16 protein-coding genes are annotated in these 18,115 nt (G+C 38.5%); 6 read left to right on the forward strand and 10 right to left on the reverse strand.

The genetic code is table 11. The features are described 5' to 3' along the window. Positions 1–59: 59 nt before the first annotated feature. Complete coding sequence (locus A5889_RS04995; protein ID WP_087641170.1) at positions 60–2,144, reverse strand: DNA topoisomerase III; 2,085 nt, start codon at positions 2,142–2,144, stop codon at positions 60–62. A 178-nt stretch (positions 2,145–2,322) separates the two neighbouring features. Here A5889_RS04995 and A5889_RS05000 point away from each other — a divergent pair, with 178 nt between their 5' ends. Next, positions 2,323–3,030 carry a DsbA family oxidoreductase gene (locus A5889_RS05000; RefSeq protein ID WP_422389714.1) on the forward strand — a complete coding sequence of 236 codons (708 nt, stop codon included), beginning with the start codon at positions 2,323–2,325 and terminating at the stop codon, positions 3,028–3,030. A 122-nt stretch (positions 3,031–3,152) separates the two neighbouring features. On the opposite strand, the gene A5889_RS05005 is transcribed toward A5889_RS05000, so the two are convergent. Next, complete coding sequence (locus A5889_RS05005) at positions 3,153–3,518, reverse strand: DUF1033 family protein (RefSeq protein ID WP_087641168.1); 366 nt, start codon at positions 3,516–3,518, stop codon at positions 3,153–3,155. A gap of 215 nt (positions 3,519–3,733) precedes the next feature. On the opposite strand from A5889_RS05005, the gene A5889_RS05010 reads away from it, so the two are divergent. After that, the gene (locus tag A5889_RS05010) at positions 3,734–4,141 is read left to right on the forward strand and encodes a hypothetical protein (protein ID WP_087641167.1); all 408 of its coding nucleotides are present in this window, start codon (positions 3,734–3,736) and stop codon (positions 4,139–4,141) included. A 212-nt stretch (positions 4,142–4,353) separates the two neighbouring features. Here A5889_RS05010 and mnmA read toward each other — a convergent pair whose 3' ends face one another. The 5 genes from mnmA to A5889_RS05035 form a co-directional block, all read right to left on the reverse strand. Continuing rightward, positions 4,354–5,478 (reverse strand): tRNA 2-thiouridine(34) synthase MnmA, encoded by a 1,125-nt coding sequence (mnmA, locus tag A5889_RS05015; RefSeq protein WP_087641166.1) that lies wholly within the window; start codon positions 5,476–5,478, stop codon positions 4,354–4,356. 294 nt (positions 5,479–5,772) lie between these two features. Next, complete coding sequence (locus tag A5889_RS05020; protein WP_087641165.1) at positions 5,773–6,114, reverse strand: DUF1831 domain-containing protein; 342 nt, start codon at positions 6,112–6,114, stop codon at positions 5,773–5,775. A 79-nt stretch (positions 6,115–6,193) separates the two neighbouring features. Continuing rightward, on the reverse strand, positions 6,194–7,342 hold the full coding sequence (locus A5889_RS05025) for a cysteine desulfurase family protein (protein ID WP_087641164.1): 1,149 nt from the start codon (positions 7,340–7,342) through the stop codon (positions 6,194–6,196). Between the two features lie 84 nt (positions 7,343–7,426). Then, a complete protein-coding gene (gene rarD, locus A5889_RS05030) occupies positions 7,427–8,323 on the reverse strand; it encodes an EamA family transporter RarD (protein WP_087641163.1) in 897 nt (298 codons plus the stop codon). Between the two features lie 83 nt (positions 8,324–8,406). Further along, a complete protein-coding gene (locus tag A5889_RS05035; protein ID WP_087641162.1) occupies positions 8,407–9,372 on the reverse strand; it encodes a ribose-phosphate diphosphokinase in 966 nt (321 codons plus the stop codon). A gap of 244 nt (positions 9,373–9,616) precedes the next feature. Here A5889_RS05035 and A5889_RS05040 point away from each other — a divergent pair, with 244 nt between their 5' ends. The 4 genes from A5889_RS05040 (at position 9,617) to A5889_RS05055 (ending at position 13,768) form a co-directional block, all read left to right on the forward strand. Next, the gene (locus A5889_RS05040; RefSeq protein ID WP_087641161.1) at positions 9,617–10,810 is read left to right on the forward strand and encodes a serine hydrolase domain-containing protein; all 1,194 of its coding nucleotides are present in this window, start codon (positions 9,617–9,619) and stop codon (positions 10,808–10,810) included. 425 nt (positions 10,811–11,235) lie between these two features. Next, a complete protein-coding gene (locus tag A5889_RS05045) occupies positions 11,236–11,991 on the forward strand; it encodes a metal ABC transporter ATP-binding protein (RefSeq protein ID WP_087641160.1) in 756 nt (251 codons plus the stop codon). Then, the gene (locus tag A5889_RS05050) at positions 11,988–12,842 is read left to right on the forward strand and encodes a metal ABC transporter permease (RefSeq protein WP_087641159.1); all 855 of its coding nucleotides are present in this window, start codon (positions 11,988–11,990) and stop codon (positions 12,840–12,842) included. The genes A5889_RS05045 and A5889_RS05050 overlap by 4 nt, the downstream gene beginning before the upstream one ends. Further along, positions 12,839–13,768, forward strand: coding sequence for a metal ABC transporter substrate-binding protein (locus tag A5889_RS05055; protein WP_087641158.1), 930 nt, complete (start codon positions 12,839–12,841; stop codon positions 13,766–13,768). The genes A5889_RS05050 and A5889_RS05055 overlap by 4 nt, the downstream gene beginning before the upstream one ends. A 48-nt stretch (positions 13,769–13,816) precedes the next feature. Here A5889_RS05055 and A5889_RS05060 read toward each other — a convergent pair whose 3' ends face one another. The 3 genes from A5889_RS05060 to A5889_RS05070 all read right to left on the reverse strand — a co-directional run bounded on the left by A5889_RS05060 (position 13,817) and on the right by A5889_RS05070 (position 18,098). Next, entirely contained in the window at positions 13,817–15,355 is a 1,539-nt protein-coding gene (locus A5889_RS05060) for an ABC-F family ATP-binding cassette domain-containing protein (RefSeq protein WP_087641157.1), read from the reverse strand. A gap of 694 nt (positions 15,356–16,049) precedes the next feature. Continuing rightward, positions 16,050–17,249: an amidohydrolase gene (locus A5889_RS05065; RefSeq protein ID WP_087641156.1), complete on the reverse strand. Its 1,200-nt coding sequence runs from the start codon at positions 17,247–17,249 to the stop codon at positions 16,050–16,052. Positions 17,250–17,264: 15 nt separating this feature from the next. Further along, entirely contained in the window at positions 17,265–18,098 is an 834-nt protein-coding gene (locus tag A5889_RS05070) for a MetQ/NlpA family ABC transporter substrate-binding protein (protein WP_087641155.1), read from the reverse strand. Positions 18,099–18,115 lie beyond the last annotated feature (17 nt).

An 18,115-nucleotide genomic window follows, 5' to 3' on the forward strand; every position in this document is an offset into this window, starting at 1 on the left:
AAAAAAAAATAGGCCTAGAGATCGTTCTTAGAACTTTTCTCTAGGTCTATTTTTATTGGTCAATCATTATTTTGCATCGCAGCTTTTAGCGCTTGAGCTAATGCACTTTCTTCTGGTTCTTCTTTTTGAGCATATTTTTTCATTAGTTTTCGTTCTTCATGTTTGCTCAATTTTTTACTGCGTTCTTTTTTGTCTTGCATTTTTTCAGTGATCGAGCAGTACTTGCATTTGAAATAGGCACCATTTTTCCCTTCAATGATCTCCATTTTACGATGACATTGAGAGCAACGATGATTCGATACCTTAGGATCTTTTCTTCTGCGGTAGTTACACTCTTGATTGGTACACACATAAATTTTTCCATCTTTGGTGTTTTTCTCGCGTAAATTTGAACCACAGTCTGGACATTTCTTTTGTGTGATCGAAAAGTCCTGATATTTGCTTTCACTTTGTTTGATTTCACTGACAAGCTTTTTCGTATCGTGCTCGATTTCTTTCAAGAAAGCGGTACTGCTTTGCTTACCTTTAGCGATCGCTTCAAGTTCTTTTTCCCATTTTTCTGTTAGCTCAGGCGTTACCAACGATGGATTGACTAGCTCAAGTAATTGTTTTCCTTTTGAAGAAACCATCAAGCCGCTTGTTGTACGCTCCATCAATTCAGATTTGATCAGCTTTTCAATGATTTCAGCACGAGTCGCTGGTGTTCCCAAGCTATGCTTTTCCATCAATCCTAGTAAGGTTCCTTCTGTCAACGGTTTTGGCGGACTCGTTAATTCTTTATTGATCGTAAAATTCGGCGGAATCACCATATCCAGCTTCCAATCAACAGATGGTACATTTTCTTCTTTCTCTTGCTTCCAGCCTGCTTCTTCTACTTTGTTTTGACGGAAAATAAATTGTTCTTTGCCAAAACTCACGGTTATTTTTGTTTGTTTTGTTCGGTGCGGTTCTGCGAACATTCCTAGAAAGCGTGTAACGATCATGTTGTAGATTTTTTGTTCATCGCCACTCAACTTCTCATAACGCGGCCGTTGCTCTGTCGGGATCAAAGCGTGGTGATCTGTAACTTTCTCATTTTGAAAGACTTTCGTCAATTTGACCTGAGCGCCATTTTTGATATATGTTTTCACTTCTGGTGCAAAATCGCTGACTGCCTGCAGTCGTTCTTTCATCGTCGCTTTCATATCTGTGGTCAAGTATTTACTGTCTGTTCTTGGATAAGTGACGATTTTATGAAATTCATATAGGCTTTGAACAAGGGACAATGTCTTTTTTGCTGAAAATTGATAACGTTGGTTCGCTTCTCGTTGGATTTCCGTTAAATCATAAGGTAATGGCGCTTGTTCTGTCTTACTTTTTTCTTGAATATCCGTTACTTTCCCTTTGGTTTCACTAAGCTTTTTAACAAATGCTTCTACGTCATTTCGCTCTTTGAAACTGTAAGGATTACTTTGTACTAATTTTGCTTTTTCTTTTTGCACATGTAGGTCTACAGAAAAATAAGTTTGTGGACGGAAGCTTTCGATTTTCTTTTCTTGTTGTCGTACTAATGATAATGTTGGGGTTTGAACTCGTCCTGCTGACAAACTGTCCTGATATTTAACAGTCAATGCTCTTGTCACATTTAAACCGACTAACCAGTCTGCTTTGGCACGAGCTAGTGCAGAGTAATACAAATTGTCATACTCTTTAGCAGGCCGCAATTTCTTAAAACCATCTTTGATCGCTTTGTCTGTTTGAGAAGAGATCCATAGTCTTTTGACTGGTTTATTGAAATGAACATACTCCAAGATCCAGCGTGCAACAAGTTCTCCTTCACGACCAGCATCCGTTGCGATCACGGCTTCGGATACATCTTTGCGATTCGCTAATTGTTTGATCGCTTTTAACTGATGACCTGTTTTAGGCAAAGGCTTGATCCCTAGTTTTTTTGGCACCATCGGCAAAGTTTCCATTTGCCAGCTTTGCCATTCTTTATTGATATCTTCCGGCATTTTTAATCCTAATAAATGACCTAACGCCCAAGTCACGATGACAGTCGGTCCTTCATAATAGCTTTTATTTTTTTGATTTGCTCCTAGAACTTTACTCAAATCTTTGGCAACACTAGGTTTTTCAGCAATGATCAGTTGTTTATTCGCCATTTTTTTCACTCACTTTTCTTTGACTTTTTATATAGATGTCCGTTTAATTTTAAATTTCAATGCCTTCATTTTAACATATTCTTTTCCACCATTGCGATCTTCGGAAATCTTTTTATTGAAATGTTACGAATAAAGCTTTATACTTACTATTAGTAAGTATAAAAAAGGAGAAACTATGATCACAATTGAATTTTTTCACGACGTTATTTGCAGTTTTTGTTTTCCCATGTCTTATCGAATGAGACAAGCTCAAAAGACCGTTCCCGATATAAAAATCATCCACCGTTCCTTTGCCCTCGCTTGGGAGCCTGAACATCTTGCTCAAATGTTTGGTTCTAGAGAGCAAGCGAAGCAGGAAATCCTCTCACATTGGGCCCATGCTAATCAAAATGACGAGCTGCACCGCTTTAATATTAAAGGAATGGAGCAAAAAGACTTTCTTTTCCCAACTTCAAAAAACGGGTTGATCGCTGCTAAAGCTGCGGGTGTGATTGCAGGTCAGGAAGGCTACTGGGAACTTTTCGATGCGTTACAACATGCGCTATTTGTTGAAAATCAAAATATTGAAGATCTGGCAGTCATTTCTGCTCTCGTTCAAGCAAGCTCTTTAGATTTTGAACAATGGCAAAAAGCATTTGATGATCCTGCCACACTCGCTTTAGTTGACGCTGATTTTCAATTAGCCGATCAGTATCAATTATCAGGTGTTCCGGCATTGATCGTTAATGGAAAGTATCTGATAAATGGTGCTCAGCCGCTTGAGCAGATCATTCAGGCGATCCAAACGATCAAAGAAAAAGAAAGTCCTATCATTGAGTTCGTAGACACTGACCAGTCCGCTGGTGCTTCTTGTAATATGGAAGATGGCAAATGGGTCTGCGATTGATCAAAAAAAGAGCCCAAAACAAAACTAAAAACTAGTTTTGCTTTGGGCTCTACTTCTGAATAAAAGACGAGAGAAAGCGACTTATTTCCCAGAACTAAACGCTTTTTATCTCAGCTTCATTTTTAGACTAAACTTGTTTTACAGCACTTTGGTTTTGCACAATCATTATGACGTTCATGAAAATCATCGCCGCTTTCAAACGTAACAGCCTGATGATCTTTTAACAAAGCTAATCCTCTGTACTGCTGTAAATCTTCATCACACTCTTCACACCAACGCTCATCACCGTCATTCCAAAACGCCGCCAAATAATTTACTTTAGTATTTATGTATTCATGAGTTGATGAAAGTTCTTGCCATTTTTTTATGTAGTAACGTTCTGCGTCTTCAAGACAGTCAAAGCTTTTCTCTTCTTCAATATCTTCCTGCCAGTCTTCAAAAAACCACCACGGTTCATTATCACCGTACATGGTAATTACTTGGTACATCCGTTAATCACTCCAATTCTTTCTACAAGTGCTATTCTAGTCACTTAAAAGAAATCTTTCAACTTAAGTGCTTGTGAAATGTTTTTTGTTTAAACGCTCATTTTTCATTTTACCATAAGTCAAAGGAGAATAACGTCAAATTTTTCCTTTTTATCTAATTGCAGACGGAAAAGGCTTTTGCTAAAATAGGAATACTATGGAAAGGATCGTTTATCATGAAAAAACCTGTATTTTGGAATTCAATTGGCCTCTATCTACTTCTTTACAATAATATTTTGATCATTATTAGTCTGATCATGGCGTTGAAAGCTGTTGTTGAAGGGGATGGAACCTTTGGAGCAGATGTTTGGTATCAAATTTTAGTGTTCATCGTTTATATCATCGTGATCGCTGGTCTTTTGACTGGCGGAAAAAAAGGGTATATCTTGGCTTGCTTATTTATTCCTTTTATCTTTTTGATTTATTTTTATCCGCCGATCATGGTGCGGATTTTCCCAAAAATGGTTATGTTAGCTTTTCGTGTAGCAGAATTCGGTTCAATTGTTTATTTGATCGTATCCTCGGAATCTAGAGCCTATTTTCGTAATAGCAGCAGTCAGGATGGGACAAACTCCAAGAAATAAGCGGAAATTATTTCTGCTTCCACCGTTTATTCGTTTTAAAAAGAACTGGGTCGTAACTCTACGAGTTACGACCCAGTTTCTGTCTAAAACTTGATAAAAGTGGTCAAAAATCTGGTTCTTCGACAATTTTTCAAAAGGCAATCATTACAAAAAACGTATTATTTTTCTTTTGCTTCAATTGCTCAAACCTTAACGACTTTTGTCTCAATCTACTATATATATTGTAGAACTTTTTCTTCTTGATAGGCTTGGTCGATCAGACCGCCGCCAAGACATTCCATACCATCATAAAAGACAACGGCTTGTCCAGGTGTGATTGCACGAACTGGCTCTGAAAAAATGACTTTCGCTGTGGTCCCATCACCAGTTAAAACAACTTTGACTGGTACATCTTGTTGACGATAACGGAATTTCGCTGTACATTCAAATTCTTTCGGCATATCCGTATCAACGGTAAAATGAATTTCACTTGCATCTAAATGAGTCGCGTACAAGCGTTCATGATGGAAGCCTTGACCAACATACAATGTATTCGTTTCAAGATCTTTACCGATCACAAACCATGGTTCTTGTGAGCCTTTACCCCCACCGATTCCTAGTCCTTGGCGTTGACCGATCGTATAATACATCAAACCATCGTGTTGGCCTTTAATCTCACCATCTAATGTAACCATGTTTCCTTTTTTAGCTGGCAGATAGTTACTTAAAAATTGTTTGAAGTTTTTTTCTCCGATAAAGCATACACCAGTTGAATCTTTTTTCTTGGCTGTAGCAAGATCAGCTCTTTCAGCGATCGCACGGACTTCTGATTTTTCCATGCCGCCTAATGGAAACATTGTTTTAGAGAGTTGTGCTTGAGACAGTTGACTTAAGAAATAGGTTTGATCTTTATTATTATCGACACCACGAAGCATACGTACCGTGCCGTCTTCTTTACGTTCGACTTGAGCATAGTGACCTGTTGCCACATAATCTGCTCCTAATTGCATTGCATAATCCAAAAATGCTTTGAATTTGATTTCTTTATTGCACATCACATCCGGATTCGGTGTGCGGCCGCAGCGATATTCCGCTAAAAAGTATTCAAACACTCGATCCCAATATTCCTTTTCAAAGTTGACTGAATAATAAGGAATACCAATTTGATCGGCAACTTTTGCTACATCTTTGTAGTCTTCTGTTGCTGTACATACACCATTTTCGTCTGTGTCATCCCAATTTTTCATAAAGATGCCCACGACATCATAGCCCTGCTCTTTTAAAAGCAACGCTGTAACAGATGAATCTACACCGCCGCTCATGCCTACAACAACACGAGTTTTGCTGTTATCTGTCATTTGATCACCATCATTTCAATTTAGATTCTGAAATCATCCACGATTTGAAGGTCGTAACTTTTCAGTGATACTTATTATACTAGGATTTTGAAAGATGTAAAGGTATTGAGCGATTCTTCTCATTTAATTAAGAAATCATCGGATAGCCAAAAAACAGAGCCCTGAACAAAACTGTTTTCTAGTTTTGTCCAAAACTCTGTTTTTTAATACACGGTGACCAATAGTCAGATTCTCCAGTAATTTCGCAACCACCAACAAAACCTAAGCGACTTTTGACTCATCCTCTGCTATAATCTACGCTTTTTCAAATACTCCACGGCTGATCATGCCATCCATCAAGAAATAGAATTTCTCCTGACTCATCGCATGAGCATCACCTTTGAAAATGTTCATTGATTTTAAGCCGTTAGCTGTTGTAACAGACATTTTCAATGTTTTTAAGTCGCTAGCGATCGTAATTTTTAATTTGAAACCTTCTTTACTTTGGGGTGTTGCATCCAATGGACGAACCAATTGAAAATTACCAGAATTTGTTTCAACAAATCCATTATCTTTTAATGTATATTTTTTTGCTTGTTCATTAACTTTGTAATAGACTTCACAGCCTTCTACTGTTGCTTTATCAGCAAATGCCATTTTTCCACCTCATTTATTCATTGTTTCTTCTATTATAATTGTTATAGTCATTTTTTTCTACCACTAATCAGCTTTTCTTTCAGCTCGCTTTAAGTCTTTGGATCGTTTGAATCAAAATATCTGTAAATTCTTCGATTTGTTCTCTATTCGTACCTAAACCAAAACTGATCCTTACTGATTCTTTGATAGCCGGATGGCCTTTCCCATACATTGCTTCCAATACATGAGAAGGTTCGACCGTCCCTGCAGTACAGGCCGATCCAGTAGAAATCGCTACTCCTTGAAGGTCTAAATGCATCAATAATAAGTCACTTGACACTTCAGGAAAACGTACATTCAAAATGTGCGCTAATTTATTTTCAGGTGCACCATTGATTTGATAAGCTACTGCTGCCTGATCTAGTTTTGTTAAAATCAATTTTTGATAGTCAACGTACGCTTCATGACGCCGTTTTTTCTCGTCATCAGTCAAAAGCTCTACAGCTTTACCCAAACCAACGATCCCCGCAACATTTTCTGTCCCTGCTCTACGTTTTTCTTCTTGTTCTCCACCATGTAAAAAAGAAGGAAGAGAAAGAGCATCATTTTTATACAGAAATCCTACCCCTTTAGGTCCATTGATTTTATGTGCTGAAATACTAAGTAGATCGATTCCAAGCTCATGAGGAGCTATTTGTTCTGATCCATATGCTTGAACCGCATCTGTATGAAAAACAGCTGGATGCTCTTTCAATAGAAGACCTATTTCTTTGATTGGTAAGAGATTGCCGATTTCATTGTTGCCGTACATCACAGAAACAAGCGTTGTGTCTTCTCGCAATTCTTGCTTGAGCTTTTCTACAGATAATTGCCCCGTTTCATCGACAGGAAGATATGTCACTTCAAATCCTAGCGTTTCTAGATATTTCATTGTTTCTAATACTGCTGGATGTTCAATTGCTGTTGTGATCAGATGCATTCCCTGCTCTTTTTTAGATAAAGCTGTTTCAATGATTGCTGTATTATCACCTTCAGTGCCGCCACTGTTAAAAATAATTTCATGCGGTTTGACGTGAAGGCTTTCTGCAACCACTTGACGTACATTTTCAATCTTGCGGTGTGCTTGACGGCCGAATGTATGGATACTGGATGGATTGCCGAATGTGTTTGCCATTTCAGCTGCCACTACTTCAATGACACTAGGATGCATCGGAGTTGTTGCCGCATGGTCTAAATAGATCGAAGTCATTGAACTCTTCCTTTCTGAACCACTTTTTATTGGCATTAGTTTAACATAAGTGTTCCCATTCCTCAAAATTTACTGTCATATCGTTTATTTTACAAATCGTTTTTCTTTGCGGTACGTATAAATATTTCCATAAGTGAATACTGCAATGCCCAGCCAAATAAAGCCAAAAGCCATAAATTGCTCTAACGAATACGGCTCGTGGTATATGAACAATGCTGATAAAAGCATCAAGGTCGGTCCTACATATTGGATGAAGCCAAGTATGATATAGGAAATCTTTTTTGCAGCTTCCGCAAAAAGAAGTAGCGGGATCGCTGTGACCACACCTGCACCGACCAATAGCAGATTTGTTGATAGTTCATAATTCATGAAGCCTTGCTTAGAGAAAAAAATCAGATAGATCAACGCAAGCGGCAAAATAACGAAGGTCTCGATCGTCAAGCCTGTGTACGAACTAACAGAAACTCCCTTTTTGATCAGCCCATAAAAACTGAATGTTACCGCCATGATCAACGGAGCCAGCGGCAGTTGACCTGTTTGGATCGTTAATAACACAACTCCAGTCAAAGCCAATCCACAAGCGATCAAGCCCGAACGGCTGAGTTTTTCTTTTAAAATCAAGGTTGCCAGCAGCACGTTGACTAAAGGGTTCATATAATACCCCAAGCTAGCCTGTGTGACATGTCCTTGACTCACCGTATAAATAAATGTAAACCAGTTTAATGAAATCAAAATAGCCGCACAAATAATAGCAAATAATTTCTTCTTCTCTTTTAAAACACTTTTGACTTCAGCTAAAAATAGTGTCCATTTTTTTGTCACAAAAATATAGATCAGCATAAATAAAAACGACCAGACAATTCGATAGCATAAGATATCAAGCGGATCGACCATCGGCATCAGCTTCCAATAAATCGGAATAACGCCCCAAAATATATAAGCAATAAATCCCAGTAGAACGCCTTTTCTTTGTTCTTTCAATCAAACAACTCCCTTTCTTATTCAATAAAAAGAAGCTCAGTATAAACACACAGCTGAACTTCTTTCGTAAAAACAGATAATGATTATTTTTCTTCTAAACGAAACAGCGGACTCATCGGTGTATTTTCATGGATACGCTTCACAGCTTCTCCCATCAATTCCGCACAAGATACAATATTTAGACCTTCAGGACGACGATCCTCTGAGATAAAGACAGAATCTGTCACACAGATCTGTTCGATCGGTGAGTTGTCTAATGTCTGTTTTGCACCTTTTGAAAGTAATCCGTGAGAAGCACAGGCATAAATGCATTTTGCTCCGTTTTCCTTCAATATCTCAGCTGCCGTTGTCAACGTTTCTCCTGTATTTAAGATATCATCAACGAGAATACAGGTTTTTCCTTTGACTTCACCGATGACATAACCTGAACGCACGCCATCAACTTCATCCTGATCGATGATCGCTAATGTTGCATCAAGATATTCAGATAAGCTTCTTGCTCGCTGAACGCCGCTGTTTTTAGGAGAAACTACGACAATATCTTCACCGGTCTTCCCTTGTTTTCGATAGTTATGTGCAAATAACGGCATCGTGAAAAGATTATCTACAGGAATATCAAAGAATCCCTGCACTTGAACTGTATGTAAATCAAGCGTCAGCACTCGTGTTGCTCCTGCTTCTTCTAACAAATTCGCTACTAATTTTGCAGTGATCGGTTCTCTTGGTTTTGCTGTGCGGTCCTGTCTAGCATAGCCATAATAGGGTAAAACAACATTGATTGTTTTCGCACTAGCACGTTTTAATGCATCGATCATGATCAATAACTCCATCAAATGATCGTTTACCGGTAAATTAGTTGATTGAATCAGAAAAACATGATCCCCACGAATACTCTCTTCAATATTGATTTGAATCTCTCCATCACTAAATTGACGAACCGTACTCTTTCCTAATTCAGTCCCGACAACCTCAGCTATTTTCTCAGCTAAAGGACGATTGGCATTCAAACTAAAGATCCGTAATGTTTTATCCTTGTATTTTTGGGTCATGATTTCCTCCGCACTTTCGATATTTTTACTCTGTATTTTTACTCAAAGCTTCATTTTCCATTCTACCATTGATTCGATAAAAAATCATGAATCTTTTTCTTTCTTACTAGAAAATAAGTGTTTTTATATTGTCTCTTTTTTTATTACAGTATACTTACAAAATTGTTCGTTGATTCACACAGAATCAAATTGCGTTTCTTTTCCTCATCAGTAAAATAAGAACTATATTGGAGGTGATTCGCTTATGCGGCATTCAAAACATCACAAAGGATCAAACTCATGGCTGCCTATGCTCGTTATTTTACTACTTTTTGTAGTTGTAGGCTTGGAAATATATTTGCTATTTTTTCAGCATCAATCTCATTCTGTTTCCAAAGATGCTACAAGCGAAACAACACTTCCGTCTACACGATCCTCTGCTTCTCTAACCACAGATGCAAAAAGAAAAGAAAACTTCGATCAGACGGTCGAACCGACTTCAGAGCTTGCTGATAGATTAAATCAACAATTGATCGATAAAAGTTTTGTTGGTACGGCTCTTGTTGTCCATAAGGGTCAGATCATTTTGCAAAAAGGATTTGGTTATGCAAATGTATCTGAAAATACTCCGAATACCTATCAGTCAACCTTTCAAATTGGTTCTATCCAAAAAGCAATGACTTGTGTGTTGATTTTACAGCAAGTCCAATCTGGTCATTTATCCTTAGAGCAAACCTTAGATCAATTTTATCCTACTGTGCCTGGAAGTCATAAAATAACGATTCGACAGCTATTAGCTATGCGTTCTGGTTTGTACCAAAATGAATACCCTACAGAGATGATGTCTGAAGATGACTTTCTGCGTTTTTCGATCAACCATGCACGAATGGGGGATTACGACAAATATAAATATGACGGCGTCAATTATCGAATCTTAGCAGGTGTTTTAGAGCGTGTGACCAATCAAACCTATCGTGAATTGTTTGAGCAAGCCTTCGTTCAAAAAATACAACTGACCCACACTTCTTTTTATGATGATTTCCTAAATTCTTTCAATCGTACTTATGCGTATGAAAAAATCGACGGCAACGATTTGGGAAATGAAATCACGGACAATCAGCTAACCTTTGATCAAGAAGTTGGTACAGGTAATGTAGCAATGACTGTCGGTGATCTTTATCGCTTTTATGCAAACTTATTCGAAGGTCATTTGATCGACCAAACACTCAGCGATAAAGTGTGGACACCCGAAACTGAAACAAAGTATATGGGCGGTCTCTATAATTTTCCTACTTATATCAAAGGACACGGCTCAGAGGCTGGCTTTGAATCTAATGCATTATTTTCTAAAGATCAACAAGACTCGGTGATCCTTCTATCGAATCAGCACCCAAAAGATAAAACAAATTCAGATTTAGCTAATGCGATGTTCAATTTACTTGGCCCTTACAAAGCTTAATTATTTTACTTCCTTTGAGAAACTGTGACACATTTAAAGAGAGGTTGAGACAGAAGTGTCTAATCCCGAGAAATAAGAAAGAATTCACGAAAATTGTTTATCAAATTTTTGTGAATTCTTTCTTATTTCCGACCTTCAAAGCTAAGGGCTTTAGCCCTTAGCTTTTGATGAGATCGGAGTGCAACGTAGTGGGATTGCTTCTGTTCTCACCGTTTATCCGGATTCCAGGTGTCTGGGATTGGGCTCACAGAGTTTTGTCCCAGACCCTTTCATTCTAAATATATGGCGAGACAAAAGCAGCTCCTTCTATTTCTCAGAGCTAAACGCTTTTGTCTCGTTTTTTAGGTTCGCCTAAAAAAAACTTGATTTCATTTTAGCTTTGTCTTATACTAATTTTAAGGCAAACCTAAAAAGGAGGTTTTTTTATGTCTATAACTAACAATAACATTACAGTCCAGCATTTGACTGTCAGCTATCAAGGTCAAAAAGCATTACAAGATATTTCATTACAGCTCTCTTCTGGAAGTATTACCGGTATCATTGGGCCAAATGGCGCTGGTAAATCGACTTTTTTGAAAGGATTGCTCGGTCTGATCAAAACGGAGTCCCGAAACGTTTTGATCGGTGACACACCGATCGACACTCAAAAAAAGCGAATCGCTTATGTAGAGCAACGCAGTGCATTAGATTTATCATTCCCGATCAATGTTCTAGAAGTTGTCCTTTTAGGAACCTACCCTAAATTAGGCTTATTCCACCGTCCTGGTAAGCTGGAAAAAGAAAAAACCTTAGCTGCTTTAAGAACTGTTCAACTGGAAGCTTTTGCCAAACGACAAATCGGCGAGTTGTCCGGCGGTCAGCTGCAACGTGTCTTTATTGCCCGGGTACTGGCTCAAGATGCAGATATCATCGTTTTAGATGAACCTTTCGTCGGGATCGATATGACTAGTGAAAAGGTCATTATGGATATCCTCAAAGCATTGAAAGACGTTGGCAAGACGATCATTATTGTCCATCATGATCTGCATAAAGTTGCTCATTATTTCGATGAAGTGGTCATTTTAAAGAAAGAATTGATTGCTTTCGGACCTGTAGCAACGACTTTTACCAACAGAAATATTCAACTCGCTTATGGCGAATCTATGGGCGATATTATCATCAAAGGAGTGGCTGATGCATGATCACAAATTTTATTGACGGTTTGATCCGTTACCAGTTTTTACAAAACGCACTGATAACCTCGATCATTGTCGGGCTTATCTCAGGAATCATCGGTTCATTTATCGTTTTAAGAGGCATGTCATTGATGGGAGATGCCATTTCTCATGCGGTGTTACCTGGTGTCGCAGCTTCTTATATGTTTGGTGCAAATTATATTTTCGGTGCATCTATCTTTGGTATTTTAGCAGCATTATTGATTGGCTTTATCACACAAAAAAGCCAATTGAAAAATGATACTGCGATCGGTGTAGTCTTCAGCTCCTTTTTCGCACTAGGGATCATCATGATTTCTTTTGCAAAAAGCTCCACTGACCTTTACCATATTCTTTTTGGAAATGTGTTGGCTGTTCGTGATTCAGATATTTTGATCACTGCAGTCGTAGGTATTCTCGTATTGTTATTTGTGGGCGTGTTTTATAAAGAGCTGCAAATTACATCATTTGATCCTACAATGGCGCAAGCATATGGATTGAATGTTCAATTTTTCCACTATGCGTTGATGTTTCTATTAACATTAGTGGCCGTTTCTTCATTACAAACTGTTGGAACGATTTTAGTGATCGCAATGCTGATCACACCCGCAGCTACAGCCTATCTTTTGACAAATCATTTACCGACAATGATCGGGCTTGCTTCTTTGTTCGGCATTTTAAGTTCAATTATCGGCTTGTTCTTTAGTTATTCTTATAACCTAGCATCAGGAGCAACCATCGTTTTAACTGCTGCCGGATTCTTTATTTTAGCTTTTCTATTTTCACCAAAAAAGGGATTATTTTTTGCAAACAAACCGAAGGAGGACCTCTCATTATGAAAAAAATAGGCATAACTATCGCTGCATGTGCAAGTTTATTTTTATTAGCTGCCTGTCAATCGAAATCAGAGACGTCATTAGATGAAAAGAAACTAAATATCGTAGCAACTAACTCGATTCTTGCTGATATGGCAGAAAATGTTGGCGGCGATTTAGTGAATATCCACAGCATTGTCCCCGTTGGAACTGATCCACATGAATACGAACCGCTACCTGAGGACATTGCTAAAGCATCAGAAGCTGATATTCTATTTTTCAATGGATTAAACTTAGAAACTGGCGGAAACGGCTGGTTCAGTAAATTGATGGAAACAGCTCATAAAAAAGAAAATGAAGATTATTTCTCTGTCAGTCAGAATGTCACTCCCATGTATTTAACAAGTGCTGGCCAAGAAAATGAGCAAGATCCTCATGCTTGGTTAGACATCCAAAACGGTATTTCATATGTAGAAACGATTCGAAATACGTTGATCGATAAGGACCCAGAAAATGAAGCAAGTTACAATAAAAAGGCAGACGACTATATCAAAAATCTTGAGACTTTGGATCAAGAAGCAAAAGAGAAATTCGCTGATATACCAAAAGATCAAAAACTATTGGTAACTAGTGAAGGGGCGTTTAAATATTTTTCTAAAGCCTATGGGTTGACGGCTGCCTATATTTGGGAGATCAACACCGAAAGCCAAGGCACACCTGATCAAATGAAGCAGATCATCGATCAAATCCGGCAAACCAAGGTGCCCGTACTTTTCGTCGAAACAAGTGTTGATAAACGTAGTATGGAACGCGTATCAAAAGAGACTAAATTACCAATCTACAGTACCATTTTCACAGATTCTCTTGCCAAAAAGGGAGAAGATGGAGATAGTTACTACACAATGATGAAATGGAACCTGGATAAGATCCATGAAGGCTTGACACAATAAACGATAGAAAGTAGCCGCACCTTTGATGAACGAAGGTACGGCTATTTTTTATCTGATCATCTCCTCAATATTGATGATTCGATCAGCGATATCAGCATAAAATTCTTCTTCATGTGAAACGATGATGATCGTTCCTTGATAGTCTTGAATTGCTTCACGCAGACTTTCCTTTGCAGCTACATCGATGTGATTCGTTGGCTCATCCAGAAAAATCAGATTGCTCGTTTCCATCGTCAATTCACATAATTTTACTTTTGTTTGCTCCCCTCCGCTCAATAAGCGCAGCTTTTGATTTACCAATTTATCTGGCAATCCGCATTTAGCTAAAAATGTCCGAATTTCTTTGACCGTCTTTTTAGGAAAACGATCGCTTAAATAAGCTAATGGAGTCAAATAATCATTTTTCCATGTTAAGTCTTGAGAAAAATAGGCTATTTTGGTATTGGCTGGGTATTGAAATTCGCCGCTCAGTGATTTGATTTTTCCTGTCAGTGTCTTGATCAGCGTTGATTTTCCGATTCCATTGAATCCTTTAATCGCAACCTTTTCACCGCTATGAACAGATAAATCGATTGGTGCTAGCAATGGCTTTTCATACCCAATCACTAATTGATCTGTGATCAACGCTAAACTAGCAACGATCGGCTGATAAGGGAAAACGATATGTGGTGTCATTAGACTTCCAGGTGGTGTCAGTCTTTCTAGACGATCTAATTGCTTTTGGCGGCTTTTTGCCAGGGTTGCACGATTTCCTGCTTTGTATTTACGAATATACGCTTCTGCTTTTTCTATTTTTGCCTGCTGGGCGTGATATTGTTTCAAGTAGCTTTCTTTATTCAGCTCTTTTTGGGCAAAGGATTTTTCGACATTTCCGGTATATTTTGTCAGCTTGCCGAATTCAATATCACAAATACAGTTTGTTACAGCATTCAAAAAATGATAATCATGCGACACCAGAATAAACGTACCGTCAAAATTAGTTAAATAGCTGATCAGCCACTGAATATGAGTATCATCCAAATAGTTCGTCGGTTCATCTAAAAGTAGTACATCAGGCTCTTCCAGTAACAGCTTCGCCAAAATCACTTTGGAACGCTGTCCGCCGCTCAGCTCCTTCATCGAACGATCCAACCCGATCGCTTCGATTCCTAATCCGTTCGCCAAATCATTGATGATTGGATCTATTTGATAAAAATCACTTTCATCCAGATGTGTTTGGAGCGTGCCTGCCCGCTCTAATAATTTATCTTCGCCAGTCTCACCATAGATCGAATACAGTTCATTGATTTTAGACTCGATCTCATATAGCGGTTGGTACGCTTGATGTAAAAATTCACTGATCGTACTTTCACCGGTCACCTCCATATACTGATCCAAGTAACCGATTTTGATATTGTTTTGCCAAGTAATTGCGCCATCGTCTGCAAGTATTTCTCCTGTTAAAATTTTTATCAGCGTTGATTTTCCTACACCATTTTGACCAGTAAGTCCCAGATGGTCTCCTTTATTCACACGTAAAGAGGCATCTTCATAAAGTATTTTTTCCCCGAAACGCTGGGTCAGATGTTCGATCGTTAATAAACTCATGTAGTTCATTCCTTTTCCATTTTATTTTGTAAATCACGTGACACGTCCATTCGTTCAGTTTCTGCTATTGAACACCAATGCTCCGTACGTAAGATCTTAGGCAAACAAAAAACAAGCGATCAAAAATAAGTCTCCCTTATCTCATCCCTTGTTTACAATCAACAAAGAGAGTGAGCCAAACGAAACATCCGTTTTGCGCCACTCTCTAAGTCCGAATAAACGGCAAGAAAAAAGTAGCTCCTTCGGAAATAAGCCGAAATTTTCAAAAATTTGAAGAACAATTTTCATAAATTCCTTCTTATTTCTCGGAGCTTAACGCTTTTGTCTTAGCCTCTCATTCACTTTTATTAAAAGTCATGGTCATCGTTTAAAATACAACACGAAATAAGACTAAGACTTAGTCTAAATTTGCTAGTATTCTAACGATGAAGATTTCTTCTATTAAGCTCCGCAACAATGCTTCATCACATTCATTTGTTGGGAGCTGCTTCTTTTGACAAATTTATCTGAAAGAACAAACATTCTTGATCACCTTTCTTTACAGAACATATTTTAGCATATTCATTTTAAAAAGCAAAATAATCATTTGTTTATCCTTTTTAGTAAAAAACGAGCTTGACACCTAACCGAATAAATAACTGGAGCAGAAGCAATCCTCGTAGAAATAAATGCTTCTGCCCAGCCGTTTTTCATTTTATTCAGCGGCATCTAAGTATGATAAAGCATAGCTCACATGAAATTCAGTCGCTAAAGCTAAGCCCGCTTCATCGATATCAAATTTTTCATGATGGTGCCCATATTGAGTATCCGTATTTTCTAAATTGCGTGTACCTACACGTCCATAAACACCGGGAGCTTTGAGCAAGAAGTCCGCAAAATCATCTGCACCCAAGCTCTTTGTATGATCTGTCACGACATTTTCGATGCCCACGATTCCAGCAGCTACCTTTTGAGCCAACTCCGTTGCTGTATCATCATTGATCAATGGACCTGCCGCGTCATGAATCTGAAAAGAAGAAATTTTCGTGCGATGTGCTTCTGCGATTTGATTTGCGATTTCTTCCACACGTTTCAAGACAAATGCACGCGTTTCATGACTAAAGGCTCTCACCGTTCCTTCGATCGTTGCGTGATTTGCAACAATGTTATATCTTGTACCAGCATCCAATACACCGATTCCGATAACGACTGGATCTAAAGGGCTAACTTCTCTAGCTGCGATTTTTTGTAATTCTACGACGATGCTTGCTGCAGATAAAACAGCATCACGACCAACGTTTGGTTGTGCGACATGGCTGCTCAAGCCCTCTACTTCGATTTTAAAAATATCACAAGAAGCATTTGTTGCTCCTTTCGTTGCGACTAATTTACCGACAGGAACACTCGAATCTAAATGGATACCAAAAACCTGATCGACATTCTCAACAAATCCTCCTTCTACAAACTGACAAGCACCTGCTCCGATTTCTTCTGCTGGCTGAAACGCAAGCTTGATTGTTCCGGCAAAGTCTTCTTCACGATTCTTTAAAATTTTTGCGGCGCCTAATAATGCTGCTGCATGGCCGTCGTGACCGCAGGCATGATTTAAGCCAGGATTCTTAGACTGATAAGGTTTTCCAGTGGCGTCTTCCAATTCCAAAGCATCGATATCTGCACGTAGGATAATCGTCTTCCCTTGGCCTTTTTTTCCTTCGATTGTTCCTAATGCACCTGTTTCACCCACTGCTTCAAAAGGAATTCCTAACTTGGTCAGCTCTTCTTTGATTCGTTTGATCGTTTCATATTCTTTTAAACTTGCTTCAGGATATTGATGGAAATGGCGTCTTAAGGCAATGACTTCCTCTGCATTTTGCTTTATTTCTTCTTGGATCGTTTGTTTTGTTGTGACTGTCATAGTGATTTCCTCCTCTTATTTTCTTCCGAATGTTTCCCAAGCTGGGATGCTTGAGCCTTTTGATGTTTCTTCGATCACTTTTTTAGTTTCTTCTTGTTGATAAGTGTCCACTACTTTATTGTATGTTTCGTTGTCTTCATCTTCCTTACGGGCAACGATGATATTTACATATGGTTTTGATGTTTCATCTACTGGTTCTAGGAAAATTGCATCTTTTGCTGGTACAAAACCAGCATCGACAGCCATTCCACTATTGATGACAGAAGCATCGATGTCTTGAAGTGCTCTAGCCGTCTGAGAGGCATCTAGTTCAGTGATTTTTAAATTCAATTTGTTTTCAGTGATGTCATTGACCGTAGGTGTTTGTTTTTTCGCCGGATCTACTTTGATCAAGCCAGCGCTTTGTAAAAGCAGTAAGGCACGTCCGCCATTCGTTGCATCATTTGGAATAGCGATTTCTGCCCCATCTTTCAATTCTTTCACGTCTTTGATTTTTGATGAATAGATTCCCAATGGTGCGCTGACCGTATTGCCGATCGACACTAAATTTGTTTTATGTTCTTCGTTATAGTTATCCAGAAAAATTTGGTGTTGGAATGAGTTCAGGTCGATTTCTTTTTCAGCTAAGGCTGCATTAGGTTGTGTATAATCAGAAAACTCGATCAATTGAAGGTCGATCCCATCTTTTTTCAGCCGCTCTTTAACTGATTCTAAGACTTCATTGTTGGCGCCTACCACGCCTAATTTTACGACTTCAGTTTTTTCACTTTTGGCAGTGCCGGAAGAACATCCTGCTAGGACAACCCCAACTGTTAATGCTAAACCAATGATTTTTACAAATTTTTTCATGCTATTTCCTCTTTTCA

The organism is Enterococcus sp. 9D6_DIV0238 (genome assembly GCF_002174455.2).
GTDB classification, from domain to species: Bacteria; Bacillota; Bacilli; order Lactobacillales; family Enterococcaceae; genus Enterococcus_L; species Enterococcus_L dunnyi.